Below are 20,790 nucleotides of genomic sequence, written 5' to 3'. Positions count from 1 at the left end.
TGCCGTCCGGTTTCGGGGCGCGGGCATCGCACCGCACGATGGACACTGGGTGGAAGTCGCAGGCGCCGGTGCCGCCGGCCGCCACGGCCGTTGGTCAGGGAGGAGGCGAGGGCGATGTCAGCTCCCGCACCAGTGCGGAAAGACGCCCCGGCCGTCGCAGCGGGCGGCGAGATCCCCGGACCCCGTCGTCCGGACGGATCGGCGGCCGGAGGTGACCATGTCCCGGCCCGGTGAGCGTCGACCCGTCGTCGTGGGCGTCGGTCCTGATCCCGACGGTCGCGCGGCACTGTCCTGGGCGGCCGACGAGGCCGTCCGCCGCGGGCTGCCGTTGCGTCCGGTGCACGTCGAGGGCGTACCGACCCTGGGCTACCGGCCGCAGGCGGTCCCGCCGTCGTGGGAGAAGTGGAACGAGGCGCTGCACGGAGCCGGGCAGCAGGTGCTCAAGGAGGCCGCGGACTTCGTCGCGGCCCGGCATCCGGGGCTCGAGGTGGACACCCTGCTGGCGGAGGGCGACCCGGTGTGGGTGCTGCGCGAGCAGAGTCGCGACGCCACCGCCCTCGTGCTGGGATCGGGGCATCCGAGCCGGCGGCAGGAGGTGTTCGGCTCCGCGTCGGTCGCCCTGCCGGTCATGGCCCATGCGCGCTGTCCCCTGGTGGTCGTCCCCGAGCCGGAACACACCCCCCAGGACCCCGCGCACTACGTCGTCGGTGTCGACGGCAGCGAACACTCCGCCGCAGCGGTCGACGTGGCGTTCGAGGAGGCGGCCCTGCGCGGCGCGGAGCTGCGGGCCGTGTTCGCCTGGGAGCCCGGGCCGCTGAGGATCTTCGACCAGCACGAGCCGCAGCAGGAGTGCCGCCGCCTGCTCTCCGAGATCGTGGCGGGCCGCCGCGCCCGTTTCCCCGAGGTGGAGCTGCGTCACGACGTGGTAGTCGGGCATCCCGTGCAGGTGCTCACGGACGCCTCGGCGCACGCGCTGGGCCTGGTGGTGGGCACCCGGGGCCGGGGAGGCTTCGCCGGCATGCTGCTGGGCTCGGTCAGCCAAGGCGTGCTGCACCACGCAGGATGCCCTGTCATCGCCGTCCCGACACGCGGGTGAGCGGGAGACGGACGGGCCCGGTGGTCGGGCCCGACTGTCAGTGGTGGGTGGAAGACTGCCCGGCATGATCGAAGCAGACCCGAAGGCCAACCTTCTCCGCTATCTGCAAGACGCCCGCGACGCCCTGCTGTGGAAGCTCGAAGGGCTCTCCGAATACGACGTCCGCCGTCCCCTGACCCCCACCGGCACCAACCTGTTGGGGCTGGTCAAGCACGTCGCCGGCGTGGAACTCGGCTACTTCGGCGATACGTTCGGACGGCCGTTCTTCAAGGAGGAACGGCCGACCTGGTGGTACACGGAGGACGCCGAGCCCAACGCGGACATGTGGGCCACCGCGGACGAGTCGCGCGAGGAGATCGTCGGGCTCTACCGGCAGGCCTGGGAGCACGCGGACGGGACGATAGCGCGGCTGCCACTCGACGCGACCGGTCACGTCCCGTGGTGGCCGGAGGAGCGGCGAGAGGTGACCCTGCACCACATCCTGGTCCGCGTGATCGCCGACACCCAGCGGCACGCCGGCCACGCCGACATCGTCCGGGAACTCATCGACGGGACCGCAGGCCTGTCCAAGACCTCCGACAGCCTCCCCGCGGGCGACCGCACCTGGTGGGAGAACCACCGACGCCGGCTGGAGCGCGTCGCACGGGAGGCGGACAAGGGCTGACACGAGGCTGATCCCGCTCCGTGTTGACCCTCGACCCGGTCGAGGCCCGAGGGTTCCGGGTGTGGAGAGCGAGATACGCAGTATCGGGGAGACGGCCCGGGACAGCGAACTGGGCGTGAGCGCGCCGCGGTTCTACGACCGGGCCGGGGTGCGGTGCTGGTCCCGGCCTGGTCGGACCAGGTGAGCGACTACCGCTGGTACGAGCCCGGGCAGCTCGACGAGGCCCGGTTGCTGGCGCGGCTGCGTCGGGCCGGGATGCCGTTGGCGGGGACATCCGGCTGGTGCTGGCCGGCTGGTCCAGCGCGGACACTGATCTGGAGCGGGGCTCCTTCAGCCGCACCTGCGCCGCCCCGAACCGGGTCTGTCCGAAGCCCGCGCCGAGCTCTCCGCACTTCGCTCCATACTCGACCACAGGGAGATCCCCCTGACCTCGCTCCGCGCCGCGCCCCTCCGACTGTCCGCCTCCGCCCCGGAGTTGGCCGCCGCGCTGGACGCCGGGACCACGTCGCCGTCAACCGGGAGTTCCTGCGGCAGGCACTCGCCGCCGCAGCCAAGTTGCCGCTCTCAGTGGTGGTACCGGGTGTGGGCCAGGGCGGGTGGCGTCCTGCTCATGTACCAGCCGTCGCAGCGGGAACCGATGAGGTCCGACGGCCAGCCCGCCGTCGCGACGGCGGTGTCGTAGACGGCGTCGCCGAACGCCACGATGGCGTGGTGCGGGTCGGCGGTCTCCCTGAGCGCGTCCCACGGCAGAAGAACCAGACCGGCGTCAGGATGCCAGGCCGCGCCGTCGACACCCCACGACCGACCCTCCAGACCATCCGGCTGGGGCCAGATGTAGGCGTACATGCCCAGGTCCTGCGCCTCAGTACTGCCGAAGGAGAACCCGACCGAGACATACGCCTCGGTCTGGGCGTTCTGCTGAAAGGCCGGACCGTGGGCCGGTGGCACGGTGGGCTGCGCTCGGTAGCGCGTGGCGGACAGGTCGAAGCCGCCCCACATCACCCCGACCCGCGGACGGTGCCCCAGGTAGGGCGCCTGCCACTCCTCGAGCCCGTCGGCGGCGAGATTCAGCGCTGTCCACATCAGCCGCGCCGCGCGGTGATCCCAGTGGCGCTCGACCCGATCGTCTCCGAAGTCCGGCGGGGCGCCGGGAATCTCGCAGATCAGCGAGGTGCGCGGCCCGTGCAGGCCGAGTTGGCCCGCCGCGCCGCAGAACGACGCGTAGAACGAGGCGAGTGACCCGTCGGACATGGGCAAGGTCCGCGAGCCCCTGTCGGTCTCGATGACCACGTCGCCGTCGAGCAGCCGGTGATGCACGGTGAAGGTCACGTCCCGCTGCCGGAGCGTCGGCGTCCTGAGCCCACGGGGAGTGACATCGAGGACGATGTTTCCCCAGCCGACTTCGAACGGCTCGTCGAGGGTGTACTTGCCCGCGACCTGTACCAACCGGTTCACGTAGGCGACCATCGGAGCCAGATCCTCGTAGACCAGCACCGGCCACGCGTGGAGTGGTGCGCTCACGACGAGCCTCCCAGCCTGTCGATCAGCGGTTCGCGCCAGAAGTACCGGCAACACCAGTACCGGCAACACCGCAATGCCACCCACCATTGTCGTACGCCCGTCCGCATCCTGCCTGCTCGGTGGCGTCCCCCGACGTCCACGTGCGTCGAACGCCCACGGCGACGGGGCCCCGTGAACCTGCGGCGCGTTCTAGCCGAACTGCTAACGTCCGGCCGCGTGAGTGGCAGTGTGTACGTGGGGAACGCGGGCAAGGACGCGGCGCTGGACCGGGGGTGGATTCTCGGGCACTTCAAGGATGCCGGCGATCCGCGCCACAGTGAGGCCGTGGAGATCAAGTGGGGTGTCCATCCCCGTGGCGACGAACGGCCGCGGTGGGTGGAGGGTGAGGAACGCACGGCTCTGCTGGTGCTCGTCAGCGGCCGCTTCCGGGTGGAACTCCCGGGCCGGAGCGTCCTTCTGGAGGAGCAGGGCGACTACGTCGTGTGGGGGCGCGGAGTCGACCACTCGTGGTTCGCGGAGGAGGACTCGGTGGTGCTGACCGTCCGGTGGCCGTCCGTGCCGGGGTACGCGGTGGGAGAGCCGGTGGAGCCCGGACGCCGGTAGGCGCGGCGCTCGTGGGAGGCGTGCGTCCTGTCCGGCCGGTGCCGGGCGTCCCGGGTGATCACAGGGCGATGGACTGGTACTCGGTGTAGGCGCCCAGGCCCGCCGGGCCGTACTCGCGGCCGACGCCGCTGGCCTTGAAGCCGCCGAACGGGGAGCGCATGTCACGGGAGGCGCCGTTGACGCCGAAGGTGCCGGTGCGGATGCGGCGGGCGACTTCCAGGCCGTGCTCCGGATCGGCGGTCCACACGCCGCCGGCCAGCCCGTAGGCGGAGTCGTTGGCGAGGGCGACGGCCTCGTCCTCGGTGTCGAACGGGATGACCGCCAGGACCGGGCCGAAGATCTCCTCCTGAGCGATCCTCATGGTGTTGGCGACGTCGGCGAACAGGGTCGGGCGCACGTAGAAACCCTTCTCCAGGCCTGGGGCGTCCGGCGCGCCGGGGCCGCCGAGGACCAGGCGGGCGCCTTCGGCGATGCCGGCCTCGATATACGACTGGACGCGCCGCTGCTGGTCCTGCTTGACCATGGGGCCGATCCACGTGTCCGGGTCCATGGGGTCGCCCACGGTGACACCCCGCATCATGGCGGCGATCGCTTCGACGACCTCGTCGTAGCGGCTGCGCGGGGCCAGGATGCGGGTGTGGGCGACGCAGGCCTCGCCGTTGTTTCCCAGCGACAGGCCCTTCAGGGCTGCCGCCGCCCGGGCGACGTCCGCGTCCGGCAGGACGATGGCGGCGGACTTGCCGCCGAGTTCCAGGCTGACGCGCTTGAGCCGCTCACCGGCGATGGCGGCGATGCGGCGCCCGGCCGCGGTCGAGCCGGTGAACGCGATCTTGTCGACGCCGGGATGGGCGATGAGGTACTCGCTGACCTCTCGGTCGGCGGGCAGCACGCTGATCACGCCCTCCGGGAAACCCGCCTCGGCGAAGAGTTCCGCGAGCCGCAGGCCGTCGACGGCCGTCTCGGGCGACGGCTTGAGGATCACCGTGCAGCCCGCGAGCAGCGCCGGGACCATCTTCACCAGGGCGGACTGGTGCGGCGCGTTCCACGGGATCACCGCGGCGACCACTCCCACGGGGGCCCGGCGCACCACGGTGCGGTGGCCGTCCCGGCCGGGCAGTTCGGACTCCCAGTCGAAGCCGGCCGCGACGTCGAGGAAGTCGTCGTTGAAGTCCTTCAGGCTGCGCTGGAGCCGACTGGTGAACCAGATCGCCGACCCGTTCTCCGAGGTGATGAGCGCTGCCAGTTCGTCGGCGCGCGCCGCGTGCAGCTCGTTGAACCGGGCGACCACCCGTCGCCGCTCCTCGGGGGCCAGCCGCGGCCAGGGGCCGTGATCGAAGGCCTCGCGGGCCGCGGCCACGGCACGGTCGACGTCGGCGAAGGACGCCTCGGGCACGACACCCACCAGGGACTGGTCGTGCGGGGAGCGGACCTCCAGGACGCTGGAGGTGGCGGGGGCGGACCAGGCTCCGCCCACCAGCAGCTTGTCGAACGTGATCACGATGTCCTCCCAGACCCTTCGGGACCGTCCGGCTCCTTCGGGACCGTCCGGCCAAGTTAGCGGAATGCCATTCTCTTAACCCTTTCCGCCACCATAACAGAACCTCATTCTCTTAATCGCGTGGTCGATATCCTGGCAGCAGGGACACGGCGAGCGAAGTGAGGGCCATGAGCGAGACGACACAGGGGTTCATCCGCGCGCGCAGCCCCGCGAACCGGGAGCTGCGCAGGCAGTCGATCCTGGACGCGGCCGAGCACCTGCTGGAGACGGCTCAGGTCGCCGACATCACCCTGCGCGACATCGGCCGGCAGGCGGGGATCGCCACCTCGAACGTGCTGCGGTACTTCGAGAACCGCGAGGCGGTCTTCCTGGAACTGCTCAACCGGGACTACGGAGCCTGGCTGGACGCGCTCCCGGCCGAACTGGCGCCCACCGACGCGGACGGCACCGGGCCGGCTCCACCGGTGCGCGGCTTCGCCGAGACCTACGCCGCCTCGCTCGCCGCGCGGCCGGTGATGTGCGAACTGGCGAGCGTGCTGGCCGGCGTGCTGGAACGCACGGTCTCGGTCGAGACGGTCCGTGCCTACAAGCGCCAGGCCCTGGCCAACAACGACCGCCTCGCCGGCATCATCCACGCCCGCCTCCCCGAACTGGACCGGGCGGCGGCGAAGGAACTGGCCTCGGCGACCATCGTGCTCATCGCCGGCCTGTGGCCGCTCGCCCACCCCGGACCCACCGTCGTCGCGGCCGTCGAGGACCCCGAACTCCTCGCCGCGCACGTCGACTTCCCCGCCCGCTACAGCCGCATGATCGAGTTGCTCACCACCTCGCTGCGGGGCCCCGCCACCCCCTGAGCGACGGCCCGCTCGCACCCCCGCCCAGCCCTCACCCCCGCCCAGCCCTCACCCCCGTACGGAGCCCTCCCATGCACAGCCCGCACGACCCGTACGTCCGCGTCCGTGGTGCTCGTGAGCACAACCTCCAAGGGGTGAACGTCGATGTGCCGCGGGACGCGCTGGTGGTGTTCACGGGGGTGTCGGGGTCGGGGAAGTCGTCGCTGGCGTTCGGGACGATCTACGCGGAGGCCCAGCGGCGGTACTTCGAGTCCGTGGCACCCTACGCGCGGCGGTTGATCCACCAGGTGGGGGCGCCGAAGGTCGGGGAGATCTCCGGGCTGCCGCCGGCCGTGTCGCTGGAGCAGCGGCGGGCGGCGCCGACGTCGCGGTCCTCCGTGGGCACCGTCACCAACCTGTCGAACTCGCTGCGGATGCTGTTCTCCCGGGCCGGTGACTACCCGCCGGGGGCCGAGCGGCTGGACTCGGACGCGTTCTCGCCGAACACGGCGGCCGGGGCCTGCCCTCGGTGCCACGGTCTGGGACAGGTGCACCGGACGGACGAGGCGCTGCTGGTGCCCGACCCCTCGCTGTCGATCCGCGAGGGCGCGATCGCCGCCTGGCCAGGTGCCTGGCAGGGCAAGAACCTGCGGGACATCCTCGACGCGCTGGGGTACGACGTGGACCGGCCGTGGCGTGAGCTGCCCGCCGAACAGCGGGAGTGGATCCTGTTCACGGACGAGCAGCCGGTGGTGACCGTGCACCCGGTGCGGGACGCCGAGCGGATCCAACGGCCCTACCAGGGTACGTACATGAGTGCTCGGCGGTATGTGATGAAGACGTTCGCCGATTCGAAGAGCGCTGCCCTGCGGGCCAAGGCCGAGCGTTTCCTCACCGCCGCCCCCTGCCCGGCCTGCGGTGGCAGCAGGCTGCGGCCCGAGGCGCTGGCCGTGACCTTCGCGGGGCGCACCATCGCCGAACTGGCCGCGCTGCCGCTGACCGGACTCGCGGAGCACCTGCGGGGCACCTCCGAGGCGGCGCGGGTGCTCACCGCGGACCTGAAGTCCCGTATCGCGCCCGTGGTCGAACTGGGCCTGGGCTATCTCAGCCTCGACCGGGCGGCGCCCACGCTGTCGGCGGGCGAGTTGCAGCGGCTGCGGCTCGCCACGCAGCTGCGGTCGGGGCTGTTCGGGGTGGTGTACGTGCTCGACGAGCCGTCGGCGGGGCTGCACCCGGCGGACACCGAGGCCCTGCTCACGGTCCTGCAACGGCTGAAGGCGGCGGGCAACTCGCTGTTCGTGGTGGAGCACCACCTCGATGTGGTCCGCGGTGCCGACTGGGTCGTCGACGTAGGTCCGCGGGCCGGGGAGCACGGCGGACAGGTGCTGCACAGCGGGCCGGTCGCCGAACTGGCCGGGGTCGCGGAGTCGGCGACGGCCCGGTTCCTGTTCGACGGCTCCCCCGGACCGGTGCGGGAGGTGCGGCGTGCGCGCGGGAAGTTGACGGTGGGGCCGGTCACCCGGCACAACCTGCGCTCGGTGACGGCCGAGTTCCCGCTCGGCGCGTTCACCGCGGTCACCGGGGTGTCCGGGTCGGGGAAGTCCACGCTCATCGGCGAGATCACGGAGGAGCAGGCCGGTGTCGGGCGGCTGGTCCGCGTCGACCAGAAGCCGATCGGGCGCACTCCGCGCTCCAACCTGGCCACCTACACCGGGCTGTTCGACGTGGTGCGGAAGGTGTTCGCGGACACCGACGAGGCACGGGCGCGCGGTTACGGGGTCGGGCGGTTCTCCTTCAACGTGGCGGGAGGCCGGTGCGAGACCTGCCAGGGCGAGGGGTTCGTCAGTGTGGAGCTGCTGTTCCTGCCGAGCACGTACGCTCCCTGCCCGGACTGCGGCGGAGCCCGCTACAACCCCGAGACGCTTGACGTGACGTACCGCGGGCGGAACATCGGCCAGGTGCTGGACCTCACGGTGGAGAGCGCGGCGGAGTTCTTCGCCGACACCCCGGGCGTGGCCCGCAGTCTCGGCACCCTGCTCGACGTCGGCCTCGGCTATCTGCGCCTCGGTCAGCCCGCCACCGAGCTGTCCGGCGGGGAGGCCCAGCGCATCAAGCTCGCCAGCGAGCTGCAACGCGGCCGCCGCGGGCACACTCTCTACCTCCTCGACGAGCCGACCACCGGCCTGCACCCGGCCGACGTCGAGGTGCTGATGCGGCAGTTGCACGGACTGGTCGACGCCGGGCACACCGTGATCGTGGTCGAGCACGACATGTCCGTCGTGGCCGGCGCCGACTGGGTCGTCGACCTCGGTCCGGGCGGTGGCGACGCGGGCGGCCGGATCGTGGCGGCGGGATCGCCGACGGACGTGGCGCGGGCGGAGGGGAGCGCCACGGGGCCTTATCTGGCGCGGGCGCTGAGCGGGAATTCTCAGCGCCCCTGGTGAGGAGCGTGGTTGCATATCCGGATGAGGAGCCGGAGCACCGATATGACCCACGAGAGTGCGGGACCGTACGTCCGGCCCCGGACGCAAGGCGATCTCGGGGACTGCGTCCGGGTGCTCGCGCAGGTGCACGAGCACAGCGGTTATCCCGTGAACTGGCCCGCGGCGCCGGCCGCCTGGCTGACGCAGCCCGCGCTTCTCGGGGCATGGGTGGCTGAACTGGACGGCCGGATCGTGGGTCATGTGGCACTGGCCAGGAGCCGCGCGGGAGATGTCGCACCCGGGTTGTGGAGTGCCCGTCGCGGAGTGGATGCCGTGGATGCCGGTGCGACGGCCGTGGTGAGCAGGCTGTTCGTCGCGCCTTCGGCACGCGGTGCGGGGATCGGCGCGTCGCTGATGGCGCGGGCCGTGGCGGAGGCCCGGGAACAGGCGCTGCATCCGCTGCTCGACGTGGTGGCCACGGACACGGCGGCCGTGGCCCTGTACGAACGGCTCGGCTGGCGGTTGCTGGGTACGGTCGAGCAGCGGTGGGGCCCGGAGCAGCGGGTGAGCGTCAGGTGTTACGCGGCGGCCACCGCACCGCCCTGACGCCGACCGTCCCGGGCCCGCCGGTAGCAGGACCGCCAATGGCGGGACCAGCGGCATCCCCTCCCCGCCCGACACCGCTCGCGTCAGCGAGCACCGTGGTGACCGGCCGGAGGGTGCCGAGCACCCGGCGCCGTGAGCAGTGCCGGCGGCCGAGGCCTCCTCCCCCGTCGTACGTCCGCGACTCCTACGCGACCAGTGCCGCGTGCGTCCAGCAGGGCTCGGGTGCCCGGTCCTGCTGGGCCGCGCGCGCCAGGGCGCGGCGGTCGGGGTGGGTGCCCGGGGGGATGGTGGGACGTATCTCGACCTCGGCGACCAGGCCGCGTGCCGTGGCCACCCGCCACAGGGACGCGAGCAGGGAGTCGTCGCCGACGAAGGCCGGTGCCGTGCTGGTGCCTCCTCCGGTGAGGCGCAGGTAGCGGATGCGGACCGGCTGGACGGGCACCCCGGCGTCGAGGGCGGCCTGGAAGACGGCGCGGTGGAAGTCGCCCTGGGCGCGGCCGCACCAGGTGCTGCCTTCGGGGAAGGCGGCGACCGCGGCTCCCGCGCGCAGTTCCCCGGCGATGTGCGCCACCGTCGCGGGCAGGGCGCGCAGACGGTCCCGTTCGATGAACAGGGCGCCGCCGCGCGCGGCGAGCGCGCCGGCCACCGGCCAGCGGCGGATCTCCGTCTTGGCGAGCATCCGGGCCGGGCGGACCGCGGCCAGCAGCGGGATGTCCAGCCAGGAGATGTGGTTGGCGACCAGCAGGAGGCCGCCGGTGGGCGGGGCGGTGCCGGTGACGCGGACCCGGACCCCCGCTGCCCTGACGACCGCCCGGCACCAGCGCCGGACCCAGCCGGCGGGGATCCTCCCGCCGAGGGGTGACAGCAAGGCCCCGGCGAGTACGAGGGTCGCGACCAGCGTCAGCCGCAGCACGGCGCGCGGTACGGCCGCCGCGGAGCCCCGGCCCTCTTCCACGCACGCCCCCGGGGTGCAGGGCGCGCTGGGCAGCCAGACGCTCATCAGGCCGGTACGAGGGAGAGGAAGTGCCGCAGGTAGCGCGGGCTGACCCGGCGCATCGACAGCAGGACGTAGAGGTCGGCGACCCCGAAGTCGGGGTCGTGCGCGGGGGCGCCGCAGACCTGGGCGCCGAGTCGGAGGTAGCCCCGCAGCAGGGCGGGCAGTTCGGTGCGGGGGGCGGCCGGGAGGCCGGTCCTCGGGACCCACGGCAGCAGCGGGTCCACCCGGTGCTCCTCCGGTGCCAGGTGCTTGTCGCGTACGCGCTCCCAGGTGGCGGAGGCGAGGGCGCCGCCGTCGGCCAGGGGTATGGAGCAGCAGCCCGCCAGCCACTCGTGGCCGCGGTCCACCATGTAGCGGGCAAGACCGGCCCAGATCAGCCCGATCACCGCGCCGTCCCGGTGGTCGGGGTGCACGCAGGAGCGGCCCACCTCGACCAGGCCGGGACGGATGGCGTCCAGCCGGGTCAGGTCGAACTCGCTCTCCGCGTACAGCCGCCCGGCGACCGCGGCCCGCTCCGGCGGCAGCAGCCGGTAGGTGCCGACGACCTGCCCGGTCGACGTGTCGCGCACGAGCAGGTGGTCGCAGTAGGCGTCGAAGGGGTCGACGTCGTACCCCGGCTGCGGGGTGGACAGCAGGGCGCCCATCTCCCCGGCGAAGACGTCGTGACGCAACCGCTGCGCGGCCCGTACGTCGGCCTCGTCACGGGCGAGGCCGACGGTGTAGCGGGCGGGCGGCGCGGGCTGCGGGGGACTTTCGAGCGTGGAGACGCCGGTCATGGTTCTCTCCTGGTCACGGGCCTGGGAAACGAGTCGCAGGCCGGTGACATGAGGCCTGCCGGTCCTGTTCTCCCCAGGCCCGCTGACCGGGGCGTGACCGGCGCGGAGAGGCCGGGTGTGAGGTTGTTGAACGGCGGGCGGGGTGCCGGTCCCGCCCGCCGCCGCACTCTCAGCCGGGCCTCACTTCGCCGGTTTGCACAGCGCCGCCCACCGCGCGGCCTCCGCCGGGTCGAGTACGCGCTCCAGGAGCAGATCCCCTGTCATGCCCGGGAAGAACCGCCCGGCCGGCCAGCTCCGTTCGTACGGCGGCGGGTCGAGGACCAGTAGACGGCCGCCGTCGACGAGGGGGATGTCACTGGGCGTGCCCTCGTTCCAGACCCACTCGCCGCCGGGCGTGACGAGGTTGAAGGAGCCGGTGGTGGGCACCTGGCCCGGCGCGTCCCGGCACACGGCGGCCTCCTGTGCGGAGGGCACCCGGCCGGGTATGTGTCCGCCGCCCACCAGCACGTCGGCGAGGAGCGTATGGAGCTGGAAGTTGTCACCGATGCCGTGCATCCGCAGCGCGTAGCCCGTGCCACTCGGGCGGTGGATCACGACCAGTGGCTCGTCGTCCAGCACCAGCAGGGCGTACGCCAGGCACTTGAAGATGTGCCCGGATCCCTCCTCCACCACCGACAACGCGCGCAGCAGTTCCGTCCGCCGGGCGCCGTCGAGCCCGGTCCGCACGGCGGGCCGGTTCAGCATCGCCACGGACGCCATCTCCCACTGGGGCAGAGTCCACCAGGCCACGGCGGCCTCCCAGCCGACCCGTTCGGCGATCTCCGGCGTCGGGTCGCCCGCGTCCGGCTCGGGGAAGTCCCCTCCCCCGGTCGCCGCCCATCGCTCGCAGAACGCCCCGGCGGCGGCGAGCGTCTCGGCGAGCCCGTCGAAGACGTGCGGCGCGCAGCGCGTCGCGTCCGCGCCGCGCTCGACGCAGGCGCCCACCACCACGGCGATCACGCCGCGCGGTCCGGCCGGTACCTCGGACAGCAGCGCGGCGAGCCGGGGCCCGGCCTGCGCGATCTCGTCCTCCCCCGCCTGGTCGAACTGCTGGTGCAGCTGCTGGAACGCCTGCTGCGACCGATCGGCGTCCTGCTCGCGGACAGCGGTCTCGAAGCCGGTCACGGCGTCGAGGAACCGCCCCCTCCCTTTACGTCCAAAGATCATGCGTGAACGCTACACAGGGGGTACGACAACGGCGGCTGCCCGCTGTGGGAAGTGCGAGACGGGGCCGGGGATGAGCACCACTCCCGGCCCCGCCCGTCCGCCCCCTGGCGAACGTTCCCTGTCGGGCTACCGCTTGGACGCCTTGCGGGTCGCGCGGAGCCACTCCTTGTTCATGCCGGTGATCGACACGAGGGGGATGCCCTTGGGGCAGGCGGTGGCGCACTCGCCGGTCAGAGTGCAGCCGCCGAACCCCTCCTCGTCCATCTGGGCCACCATGTCCAGGACGCGGGTCTCGCGCTCGGGCGCGCCCTGCGGCAGCACGTTGAGGTGGTTGATCTTGGCGGAGGTGAACAGCATCGCCGCGCCGTTGGGGCAGGCGGCGACACAGGCGCCGCAGCCGATGCACTCGGCGTGCTCGAAGGCGAAGTCGGCGTCCGGCTTGGGTACGGGCGTGGCGTGGGCCTCGGGCGCGGAGCCGGTCGGGGCGCTGATGTAGCCGCCGGCCTGGATGATCCGGTCGAAGGCCGAGCGGTCCACCACCAGGTCCTTCACCACCGGGAAGGCGGCGGCGCGCCACGGCTCGATGTCGATCGTGTCGCCGTCCCGGAAGGACCGCATGTGCAACTGGCAGGTGGTGGTGCGCTCCGGGCCGTGCGCGTCGCCGTTGATGACCAGGCTGCACGCGCCGCAGATGCCCTCGCGGCAGTCGTGGTCGAAGGCGACCGGGTCCTCGCCGGAGAGGATGAGCCGTTCGTTGAGGACGTCCAGCATCTCCAGGAAGGACATGTCGGGCGAGATGTCGTCCACCTCGTAGGTGGACATGGCGCCGTCGGCGTCGGCGTTCTTCTGCCGCCAGACGCGCAGGGTGAGCCTCATGCGTAGCTCCGCTGGGTGGGGTGGACGCACTCGAAGACCAGGTCTTCCTTGTGCAGGGTGGGCGCCTCGCCCGTGCCCGTGAACTCCCAGGCCGCCGCGTAGGCGAACTGCTCGTCCCGGCGGGCCGCCTCGCCGTCGGGGGTCTGGGACTCCTCGCGGAAGTGGCCGCCACAGGACTCGGCGCGGTGCAGCGCGTCGAGGCACATGAGCTCGGCGAGCTCCAGGTAGTCGACGATGCGGTTGGCCTTCTCCAGCGACTGGTTGAACTCCTCGCCGGTGCCGGGCACCTTGATGCGCCGCCAGAACTCCTCCCGGATCTGCGGGATGCGGTCCAGTGCCTTGCGCAGGCCGGCGTCGGTGCGGGCCATGCCGCAGAACTCCCACATGAATTCGCCGACTTCGCGGTGGAAGGAGTCGGGGGTGCGGTCGCCGTCGACGGACAGGAGCAGGTTGAGGCGGTCCTCGGTCTCGGCGACGGTCTCCCGGACGGCGGGGTGGTCCCCGGTGACGGCCTCCTGGTGCGGGTTGCGGGCCAGGTAGTCGTTGATCGTGGCCGGGAGGACGAAGTAGCCGTCGGCCAGGCCCTGCATCAGCGCGGAGGCGCCGAGGCGGTTGGCGCCGTGGTCGGAGAAGTTGGCCTCGCCGACCGCGAACAGGCCGGGGACGGTGGTCTGGAGGTCGTAGTCGACCCACAGGCCGCCCATCGTGTAGTGCACGGCGGGGTAGATCCGCATCGGCACCTCGTACGGGTTCTCCGCGGTGATCCGCTCGTACATGTCGAAGAGGTTGCCGTACTTCTCCTCGACCTTCTTGCGGCCCATCCGCCGGATCGCGTCGGCGAAGTCCAGGTAGACGCCCTGGCCGCCAGGGCCGACGCCGCGGCCCTCGTCGCAGACGTTCTTCGCGGCGCGGGAGGCGATGTCACGCGGGACGAGGTTGCCGAAGGAGGGGTAGATGCGCTCCAGGTAGTAGTCGCGCTCGTCCTCGGGGATCTCGTTCGGTGGGCGGTTGTCGCCCTTGGCCTTCGGGACCCAGATACGGCCGTCGTTGCGCAGCGACTCGCTCATCAGGGTGAGCTTGGACTGGTGGTCGCCGGTGCGCGGGATGCAGGTGGGGTGGATCTGGGTGAAGCAGGGGTTGGCGAAGTACGCGCCGCGCCGGTGCGCCCGCCAGATCGCGGTGGCGTTGGAGTTCATGGCGTTCGTCGACAGGTAGAAGACGTTGCCGTAGCCGCCGCTGGCCAGGACGACCGCGTCCGCGAAGTAGGTGTCGATCTTCCCGGTGATCAGGTCGCGGGCCACGATGCCGCGGGCCCGGCCGTCGACGACGATCAGGTCGAGCATCTCGCTGCGCGCGTGCATCTCGACGTTGCCGGCGGCGATCTGCCGGGACAGTGCCTGGTAGGCGCCGAGCAGGAGCTGCTGGCCCGTCTGGCCGCGGGCGTAGAAGGTGCGGGAGACCTGGACGCCGCCGAAGGAGCGGGTGTCGAGCAGGCCGCCGTACTCGCGGGCGAACGGCACGCCCTGCGCCACGCACTGGTCGATGATCTCCACCGAGATCTGCGCGAGGCGGTGCACGTTGGACTCGCGGGCGCGGAAGTCGCCGCCCTTGACGGTGTCGTAGAACAGGCGGTGGATGGAGTCGCCGTCGTTGCGGTAGTTCTTCGCCGCGTTGATGCCGCCCTGCGCGGCGATGGAGTGGGCCCGGCGCGGGGAGTCCTGGTAGCAGAACTGGACGACGTGGTAGCCCTGTTCGGCCAGGGTGGCGCCGGCCGAGCCGCCCGCGAGGCCGGTGCCGACCACGATGACCGTGTGCTTGCGCCGGTTGGCGGGGTTGACCAGCTTGGCCTCGAAGCGGCGCGTGTCCCAGCGCTCGTTGATCGGGCCGGACGGGGCCGTGGTGTCGGCGACCGGCGCACCGGTCGCGTAGTCGGCGTAGGAGGTCATGTCAGCTCACCACTCCGGTCATGACGCCCACCGGGACGGCGATGAAGCCGGCCGTGAGCAGCAGTGCGAGAACGTTGGCGGCAATCTTCAGGGCACGGTCGCGGGTGCGGCTGCCGACGCCGAGGGTCTGGGCGGCGCTCCAGAATCCGTGCCGGATGTGCAGGCCGAGCGCCAGCATGGCGACGATGTAGATGACGTTGCCGTACCAGGTGGAGAAGGTGTCCACGACGTTCTGGTACGGGTGGCCGGGCTGGAATCCACCGGAGTGTACGGTGCCGGTGGTCAGGTCGAGGATGTGCCACACGATGAACAGGCCGAGGACGATCCCGCCCCAGCGCATGGTGCGGGTGGCGTAACTGGCCCGGGGCCTCGAGTGCACGTACTTGCCGGGCCGCGCCCTGATGTCGCGGCGGCTGAGCTGGTAGGCGGAGACGGCGTGGGCGACGACGGCGACCACGAGCACCACACGGATCAGCCAGAGCGTCCACTCGTAGTGCATGAACGGCTCGCCGACCGTGCGCAGCCAGTGGGCGTAGTGGTTGAACTCGCCCGCCCCGAAGAAGATCTTCAGGTTCCCGATCATGTGGACGACCAGGTACAGCAGCATGATCAGGCCGCTGACCGCCATCACGGTCTTCTTGCCGACGGTCGAGCCCCACACGGTGCGTGCCATGGACGGCCGTCGGTCCGTCCGCGTTGCCAGTGCCATGTCTCAGAACGCTAGGGCCGAAGGACCCCATCGGTCCAAGACATGGTCCGGCTCGTTTCGATAGGGACTGGCTATGCTGGGGTCGTGCAGTTCCAGCAGCTCCAGTACTTCGTGGCGGTCGCCGAGACCCGGCACTTCACCCGGGCGGCCGATCTGGTCCATGTCGCCCAGCCGTCGCTGTCGCAGCAGATCAAGGCGCTGGAGCGGGAGCTCGGCGCGGATCTGTTCCTGCGCGCCCGGGGCAACATCACGCTCACCGACGCCGGGGAGGCGCTGCTGCCGCTGGCCCGGCGCATCCTCGCCGACGCCGACACGGCGCGGCACGAGGTGCAGGAACTGGTGCAGCTGCGCCGGGGCCGGGTGCGGCTCGGCGCCACCCCGAGCCTGTGCACGGGCCTGCTGCCGGACGTGCTGCGCGCCTTCCACGACCGCTATCCCGGCATCCGGCTGCTGGTCGAGGAGGGGGGTTCCCACGACCTGGTGCGCGAGCTGGCCCGCGGCGCCCTGGACCTGGCGCTGGTCGTGCTCCCGCTGCCCACCCCCTCCCCCGCCCTGACCACCGTGGAGCTGCTGCGCGAGGACCTGGTGGTGGTCTCCTCCCCGGAGGCGCCCGCGCCCGGTGGCCCGGGGCGGCGCCCGGTCGCCGTCGCGGATCTCGAGGGCGAGCGCCTGGTGATGTTCCGGCACGGCTACGACCTGCGGGAGCTGACGGTCGCCGCGTGCCGCGCCGAGGGTTTCGAGCCGGACCTCGCCGTCGAGGGCGGCGAGATGGACGCGGTACTGGGCTTCGTACGGGCGGGCCTCGGGGTGGCCGTCGTCCCGAGCATGGTCGCGACGCGCTCCGGCCACGGGCTGCGGGTCACCCCGCTGGCCCGGCCCGGACTGCACCGCACGATCGCACTGGCCCACCGCAGCGACGTGGCGCCGCCGAGGGCCGCGAGGGAACTCCAGCGGATGCTGCTGGAGCGATGACCGTTGAGCGCGCCTCGCGCTTCCGGTCCCGTACTTGATTGTCCGTCAGCTTGACGGTATGTCAGCTTGGCTCGACGTCAACTACCGTGCGTCGGAGGCGGTTTCCGCGGCCAGCCGAGCGCGCAGGCCGTCGACCAGTGCCGCCAGGGAGATCTCGAAGGCCAGGTCGGCGGCGGGCCGCCCCTGCGCGGCCGAGGCCTCGTCCCGGGCGTGCACCGCGGCGGTGAACCTGGGCACCTGGGGCGAGTCCGGTCCCGGGTCGAACATCGCGGCCGGCGCCACCAGGTCCAGCGCCGAACCCAGGACGAACGACTCCACGCCGACCATGACGGGGATGACCGAGGCGGTCGGCCATCCGCCGCGCTCGAGCCCGGCCACCACCGACTCGTACATCCGCAGGGTGCGGTGGGCGCCGGACACCGGCATGGTGGCCAGCAGCGAGATGGTCCGCGGATGCGCCGCGAAGGCCGCCCGGTAGAGCCTGGCCCAGCTGACCAGGGCCTCGTCCCAGGGCAGCACGTCGAAGTCCTTCGCGTGGATCGGGTCGGCCACCAGCTCGCGCACCCCGGCGAGGATGTCGTCCTTGCCCTTGACGTGGTTGTACAGCGAGGAGGGCCGGACCCGCAGCCGCCGGGCCAGCAGGGCGATGGAGAAGTCCTCGGCGCCCACCTCGTCGATCAGGTCCAGCGCCCCGCGCACGATCACCTCGCGGTCGAGTACGGGCGTGCTCGGGCGTCCCGTCCTTCGCGTCCCGGCGCTCATCCGGTGTCCCCGCCCCTCTTCCCAAGCGTCGTCGCGTGAGTCTAACCTGCGTCCACTAAAACGAACGGCATTCGCTTTGGGGAGTACGCATGTCCCTCACCGTCTTCCGCAACGGCACCGTGTGGACCGGGCTGCCCGCACCCTCCGGCACCGGGCAGCCGCCGACCGCACTGGCCGTGCGGGACGGCCGCGTCGAGGCCGTCGGCGCCGCGGCCGAGGCGCTCGCCGACGCCGCCGACGAACTGCTGGACCTCGGCGGGGGGCTGCTCATGCCGGCGTTCGGAGACGGTCACTGCCACCCCGACCAGGGCGGATTCGAAGCGCTCGGCCCGCGCGTCCGGCCCTGTACCAGCGTGGACGAGCTGGTCGCGGAAGTCGGCCGGTACGCCGCCGAGCACCCGGACGCCGACTGGATCCTCGGCGGCAGCTACGACTCCACGCTCGCCCCCGACGGCCTCTTCGACGCCCGCTGGCTGGACGCCGTCGTACCCGACCGCCCGGTCGCCCTGCGGGCCTGGGACTACCACACGCTGTGGTGCAACACCGAGGCCATGCGCCGGGCCGGCCTCGACGGCTCCGTCCAGGACACCGAGCGCGGGCGGTTCGCACGCCGCCCCGACGGCAGCCTGCTGGGCACCATGGTCGAGTGGGACGCGGTCGACGCGGTCCTCGGCGCCACACCCCCGCGCACCCTGGACGAACGCGTGCAGGCCCTGACCCTGGCCACCCGCGCCTACGCCGAGTCCGGGGTCACCTGGATCCAGGACGCCTGGGTGGAGCACGAGGCCGTCGACGCCTATCTGGCGGCGGCCCGGCAGGGCGCCCTGGCCACGCGGGTGAACCTCGCCCTGCGCGCCGACCCTTCGCGGTGGCGCGAGCAGCTCGCCGAGTTCGCGGCCGACCGCGACCGGATCGAGGCGGCGGGGCTCGACCGGCTCAGCGTCCGCACCGTCAAGTTCTTCGTCGACGGCATCATCGAGAACCGCACCGCGGCGCTGCTCGAACCGTACGCCGACGACCCCTGCACCCGGGGCATGCCGGTCTGGGCCGCCGCGGAGCTGCGCGAGGCCCTGGTGGAGATCGACCGGCTGGGGCTGCAACCGCATCTGCACGCGATCGGCGACGCCGGCATCCGCACCGCCCTGGACGCCCTCGCCCGTCTCACCGAGGCGCGCGGCCCCCGGGACCGCCGTCCGGTGATCGCGCACGTGCAGATGGTCGACCCCGAGGACCTGCCCCGCTTCGCCGAACTGGGGGTGATCGCCAACATCGAGCCGCTGTGGCTGCAGCCCGACCCGGCGATGACCGACCTCACCATGCCCCGCCTCGGCGAGATCCGGTCCCGGCGGCAGTACCCGCTGGGCTCGCTGCTGCACAGCGGCGCCCGGGTCTCGTTCGGCAGCGACTGGCCGGTCACCGACCACCGGCCGCTCACCGGCTTCCCCGTCGCGGTGACCCGGCAGACGCCGGAGCGCCTCCCCGAGGGCGGCTGGCTGCCGCGGGAGCGGATCGACATCGAGACCGCGATGTCCTGCTACACGGCCGGCGTCGCCCACCAGGCGATGGCCGACGACCGGGGTGTCCTGGCCCCCGGACGGGTCGCCGACCTGGTCTGGCTCGACCGGGACCCGCGCGACTGCGACCCGCACGTCGTGCCCACCGTCGCCGTGCTCGGCACTTGGCTGGCGGGCGAGCGCACCCACGGCACCCACGGCACCCAGGGGTGACCCCACGGCGGGGCGCCGCCGAGCGCCCCGCCCCCGCCCTTGCCGGACCCCCGGCAATGCCTCATTCTTCTGCGGAAGGAACACTTCATGACGGACAAGGAAATCCCCGCGGAAAACGGACTCAAGCGAGTCCTCGGGCTACCGGGACTCACCCTCTTCGGTCTCACCTATCTCGCCCCGGTGACCGTGTTCACCACCTACGGGGCGGTCACCGGCGTGACCAACGGCCATCTGCCGGCCGCCTATGTGATCGCCCTGGTGGTCATGCTGTTCACGGCTGTCAGCTACGGGCGGATGGTGCGGGCGTTCCCCACCGCGGGGTCGGCGTACACCTACACCCAGCAGTCCTTCGGCGGGCACGTCGGCTTCATGGTCGGCTGGACCCTGCTGCTGGACTACCTCTTCCTGCCGATGATCAACTTCCTGCTGATCGGCATCTATCTCCACAGCCAGTTCCCGTCGGTTCCCGCCCGGGTGTTCGTGCTCGCCGCACTGCTGCTCGCGCTGCTCGTCAACGTGCTCGGCGTGGACTCCATCAGCCGGCTCAGCGTCCTGGTCGTGGGCCTGGCCGGGGTGCTCGTGGTGGTCTTCGTCGCCCTGTCCGTCCACCACACGCTCGGCCACGGTGCCACCAAACCGTTCGCCTCGTTCCTGCCGGGCGGTTCCGGGACCTCGGCGGCGTTCTCCGGGGCGGCGATCCTCGCGCTGAGCTTCCTCGGGTTCGACGCGGTCTCCACCATGTCGGAGGAGGCCAAGGACCCGCGGCGCACCATCCCCCGCGCCATCGTGCTGACCACGGCCATCGGCGGCGTGCTGTTCATCGTGGTGTCCTGGATGGGCGCGCTGGTGCATCCGGGTTCCACGTTCAGCGACCCCGACAGCGCGGGCCTGGACATCATGCGGACACTCGGCGGCTCGGCCTTCACCTCGTTCTTCGTGGCGGTCTACGTCGCGGGCGCCTTCGGCTCCGGGGTCACCACGCAGGCGAGCGTGTCCCGGATCCTGTACTCGATGGGACGCGACGGGGTGCTGCCCAAGCGGGTGTTCGGCTACCTCCACCCCCGCCTCCGCACCCCGGTGATCGCGACCTGCCTGGTGTCCGCGGTCTCGCTGGTCGCCCTGTTCATCAGCCTCGACAACGCCGTGGTGATGATCAACTTCGGTGCCCTGATCGCCTTCTCGATGGTCAACCTGAGCGTGGTCAAGCACTACCTGGTCGACCAGGGCCGCCGCGGCGGGCGCGACCTGCTCTCCTACGGACTGCTGCCGTTGGTCGGATTCGCCCTGACCGTCTGGCTGTGGACCAGCCTGGAGGGCATCACCTTCGAGGTGGGGCTCTGCTGGATGCTGGCCGGGTTCCTGTACCTGCTGTTCCTGACCCGCGCGTTCACGCGGAAGCCTCCGGTGATGAGCTTCAGCGAGAACCGGGCGGAGGCGAAGGCCGCTCCCGGCGACGAGTGGGGAGCGGGTACGGAGGCGGTGCCGCACGTCTGAGTGTCTTCCAGTGCCACGGCCGAGGGGCCGCCGACGGAGGGTCGGCAGGACCTCGGCCGTGTCTGGACCGCGCCAGATCCC

At 72.1% G+C, this 20,790-nt stretch carries 18 protein-coding genes and 1 pseudogene; 10 read left to right on the top strand and 9 right to left on the bottom strand.

Annotation, left to right across the window (positions count from 1 at the left end):
* Window positions 1-217: 217 nt before the first annotated feature.
* From ACTYVM_RS09710 to ACTYVM_RS09700, 3 genes and pseudogenes are all read left to right on the top strand, one after another.
* Window positions 218-1,096, top strand: a complete 879-nt coding sequence (locus ACTYVM_RS09710; RefSeq protein WP_445525510.1) for a universal stress protein — start codon at window positions 218-220, stop codon at window positions 1,094-1,096.
* A gap of 64 nt (window positions 1,097-1,160) precedes the next feature.
* Window positions 1,161-1,760, top strand: a complete 600-nt coding sequence (locus ACTYVM_RS09705) for a DinB family protein (protein ID WP_445525509.1) — start codon at window positions 1,161-1,163, stop codon at window positions 1,758-1,760.
* A 61-nt stretch (window positions 1,761-1,821) separates the two neighbouring features.
* A pseudogene (locus tag ACTYVM_RS09700) lies at window positions 1,822-2,277 on the top strand (MerR family transcriptional regulator); the annotation flags it as partial.
* Between the two features lie 47 nt (window positions 2,278-2,324).
* Here the strand turns inward: ACTYVM_RS09700 and ACTYVM_RS09695 are convergent.
* Complete coding sequence (locus ACTYVM_RS09695; RefSeq protein WP_445525508.1) at window positions 2,325-3,281, bottom strand: DUF5996 family protein; 957 nt, start codon at window positions 3,279-3,281, stop codon at window positions 2,325-2,327.
* A gap of 216 nt (window positions 3,282-3,497) precedes the next feature.
* Between ACTYVM_RS09695 and ACTYVM_RS09690 the strand changes: the two genes are divergently transcribed.
* Entirely contained in the window at window positions 3,498-3,884 is a 387-nt protein-coding gene (locus ACTYVM_RS09690) for a cupin domain-containing protein (RefSeq protein WP_445525507.1), read from the top strand.
* Between the two features lie 58 nt (window positions 3,885-3,942).
* Here ACTYVM_RS09690 and ACTYVM_RS09685 read toward each other — a convergent pair whose 3' ends face one another.
* Window positions 3,943-5,382: an aldehyde dehydrogenase gene (locus ACTYVM_RS09685; RefSeq protein WP_445525506.1), complete on the bottom strand. Its 1,440-nt coding sequence runs from the start codon at window positions 5,380-5,382 to the stop codon at window positions 3,943-3,945.
* A 167-nt stretch (window positions 5,383-5,549) separates the two neighbouring features.
* Between ACTYVM_RS09685 and ACTYVM_RS09680 the strand changes: the two genes are divergently transcribed.
* The 3 genes from ACTYVM_RS09680 to ACTYVM_RS09670 all read left to right on the top strand — a co-directional run bounded on the left by ACTYVM_RS09680 (window position 5,550) and on the right by ACTYVM_RS09670 (window position 9,244).
* Complete coding sequence (locus ACTYVM_RS09680; RefSeq protein WP_445525505.1) at window positions 5,550-6,236, top strand: TetR/AcrR family transcriptional regulator; 687 nt, start codon at window positions 5,550-5,552, stop codon at window positions 6,234-6,236.
* Between the two features lie 71 nt (window positions 6,237-6,307).
* Entirely contained in the window at window positions 6,308-8,659 is a 2,352-nt protein-coding gene (locus ACTYVM_RS09675) for an ATP-binding cassette domain-containing protein (protein ID WP_445525504.1), read from the top strand.
* Window positions 8,660-8,701: 42 nt separating this feature from the next.
* The gene (locus ACTYVM_RS09670) at window positions 8,702-9,244 is read left to right on the top strand and encodes a GNAT family N-acetyltransferase (protein ID WP_445525503.1); all 543 of its coding nucleotides are present in this window, start codon (window positions 8,702-8,704) and stop codon (window positions 9,242-9,244) included.
* Window positions 9,245-9,428: 184 nt separating this feature from the next.
* On the opposite strand, the gene ACTYVM_RS09665 is transcribed toward ACTYVM_RS09670, so the two are convergent.
* The 6 genes from ACTYVM_RS09665 to ACTYVM_RS09640 form a co-directional block, all read right to left on the bottom strand.
* On the bottom strand, window positions 9,429-10,244 hold the full coding sequence (locus tag ACTYVM_RS09665; RefSeq protein ID WP_445525502.1) for a lysophospholipid acyltransferase family protein: 816 nt from the start codon (window positions 10,242-10,244) through the stop codon (window positions 9,429-9,431).
* The gene (locus ACTYVM_RS09660) at window positions 10,244-11,017 is read right to left on the bottom strand and encodes a GNAT family N-acetyltransferase (protein ID WP_445525501.1); all 774 of its coding nucleotides are present in this window, start codon (window positions 11,015-11,017) and stop codon (window positions 10,244-10,246) included. The genes ACTYVM_RS09665 and ACTYVM_RS09660 overlap by 1 nt, the downstream gene beginning before the upstream one ends.
* A 180-nt stretch (window positions 11,018-11,197) precedes the next feature.
* Complete coding sequence (locus tag ACTYVM_RS09655) at window positions 11,198-12,223, bottom strand: hypothetical protein (protein WP_445525500.1); 1,026 nt, start codon at window positions 12,221-12,223, stop codon at window positions 11,198-11,200.
* A 126-nt stretch (window positions 12,224-12,349) separates the two neighbouring features.
* Window positions 12,350-13,099, bottom strand: a complete 750-nt coding sequence (locus tag ACTYVM_RS09650) for a succinate dehydrogenase/fumarate reductase iron-sulfur subunit (RefSeq protein ID WP_445525499.1) — start codon at window positions 13,097-13,099, stop codon at window positions 12,350-12,352.
* Window positions 13,096-15,045 carry a fumarate reductase/succinate dehydrogenase flavoprotein subunit gene (locus ACTYVM_RS09645; protein ID WP_445525498.1) on the bottom strand — a complete coding sequence of 650 codons (1,950 nt, stop codon included), beginning with the start codon at window positions 15,043-15,045 and terminating at the stop codon, window positions 13,096-13,098. The genes ACTYVM_RS09650 and ACTYVM_RS09645 overlap by 4 nt, the downstream gene beginning before the upstream one ends.
* A gap of 1 nt (window position 15,046) precedes the next feature.
* Window positions 15,047-15,718, bottom strand: a complete 672-nt coding sequence (locus tag ACTYVM_RS09640; protein WP_445525497.1) for a succinate dehydrogenase — start codon at window positions 15,716-15,718, stop codon at window positions 15,047-15,049.
* Window positions 15,719-15,838: 120 nt separating this feature from the next.
* Between ACTYVM_RS09640 and ACTYVM_RS09635 the strand changes: the two genes are divergently transcribed.
* Window positions 15,839-16,726, top strand: coding sequence for a LysR family transcriptional regulator (locus ACTYVM_RS09635; protein WP_445525496.1), 888 nt, complete (start codon window positions 15,839-15,841; stop codon window positions 16,724-16,726).
* Window positions 16,727-16,807: 81 nt separating this feature from the next.
* Here ACTYVM_RS09635 and ACTYVM_RS09630 read toward each other — a convergent pair whose 3' ends face one another.
* On the bottom strand, window positions 16,808-17,488 hold the full coding sequence (locus ACTYVM_RS09630; RefSeq protein ID WP_445525495.1) for a TetR/AcrR family transcriptional regulator: 681 nt from the start codon (window positions 17,486-17,488) through the stop codon (window positions 16,808-16,810).
* An 89-nt stretch (window positions 17,489-17,577) separates the two neighbouring features.
* On the opposite strand from ACTYVM_RS09630, the gene ACTYVM_RS09625 reads away from it, so the two are divergent.
* Both ACTYVM_RS09625 and ACTYVM_RS09620 read left to right on the top strand, forming a co-directional pair.
* Window positions 17,578-19,215, top strand: a complete 1,638-nt coding sequence (locus tag ACTYVM_RS09625) for an amidohydrolase (RefSeq protein ID WP_445525494.1) — start codon at window positions 17,578-17,580, stop codon at window positions 19,213-19,215.
* Window positions 19,216-19,302: 87 nt separating this feature from the next.
* Window positions 19,303-20,709, top strand: coding sequence for an APC family permease (locus ACTYVM_RS09620; RefSeq protein WP_445525493.1), 1,407 nt, complete (start codon window positions 19,303-19,305; stop codon window positions 20,707-20,709).
* Window positions 20,710-20,790 lie beyond the last annotated feature (81 nt).

This window comes from Streptomyces cyslabdanicus, from assembly GCF_052663305.1.
This window is presented reverse-complemented; position numbering and strand designations above follow the sequence as displayed.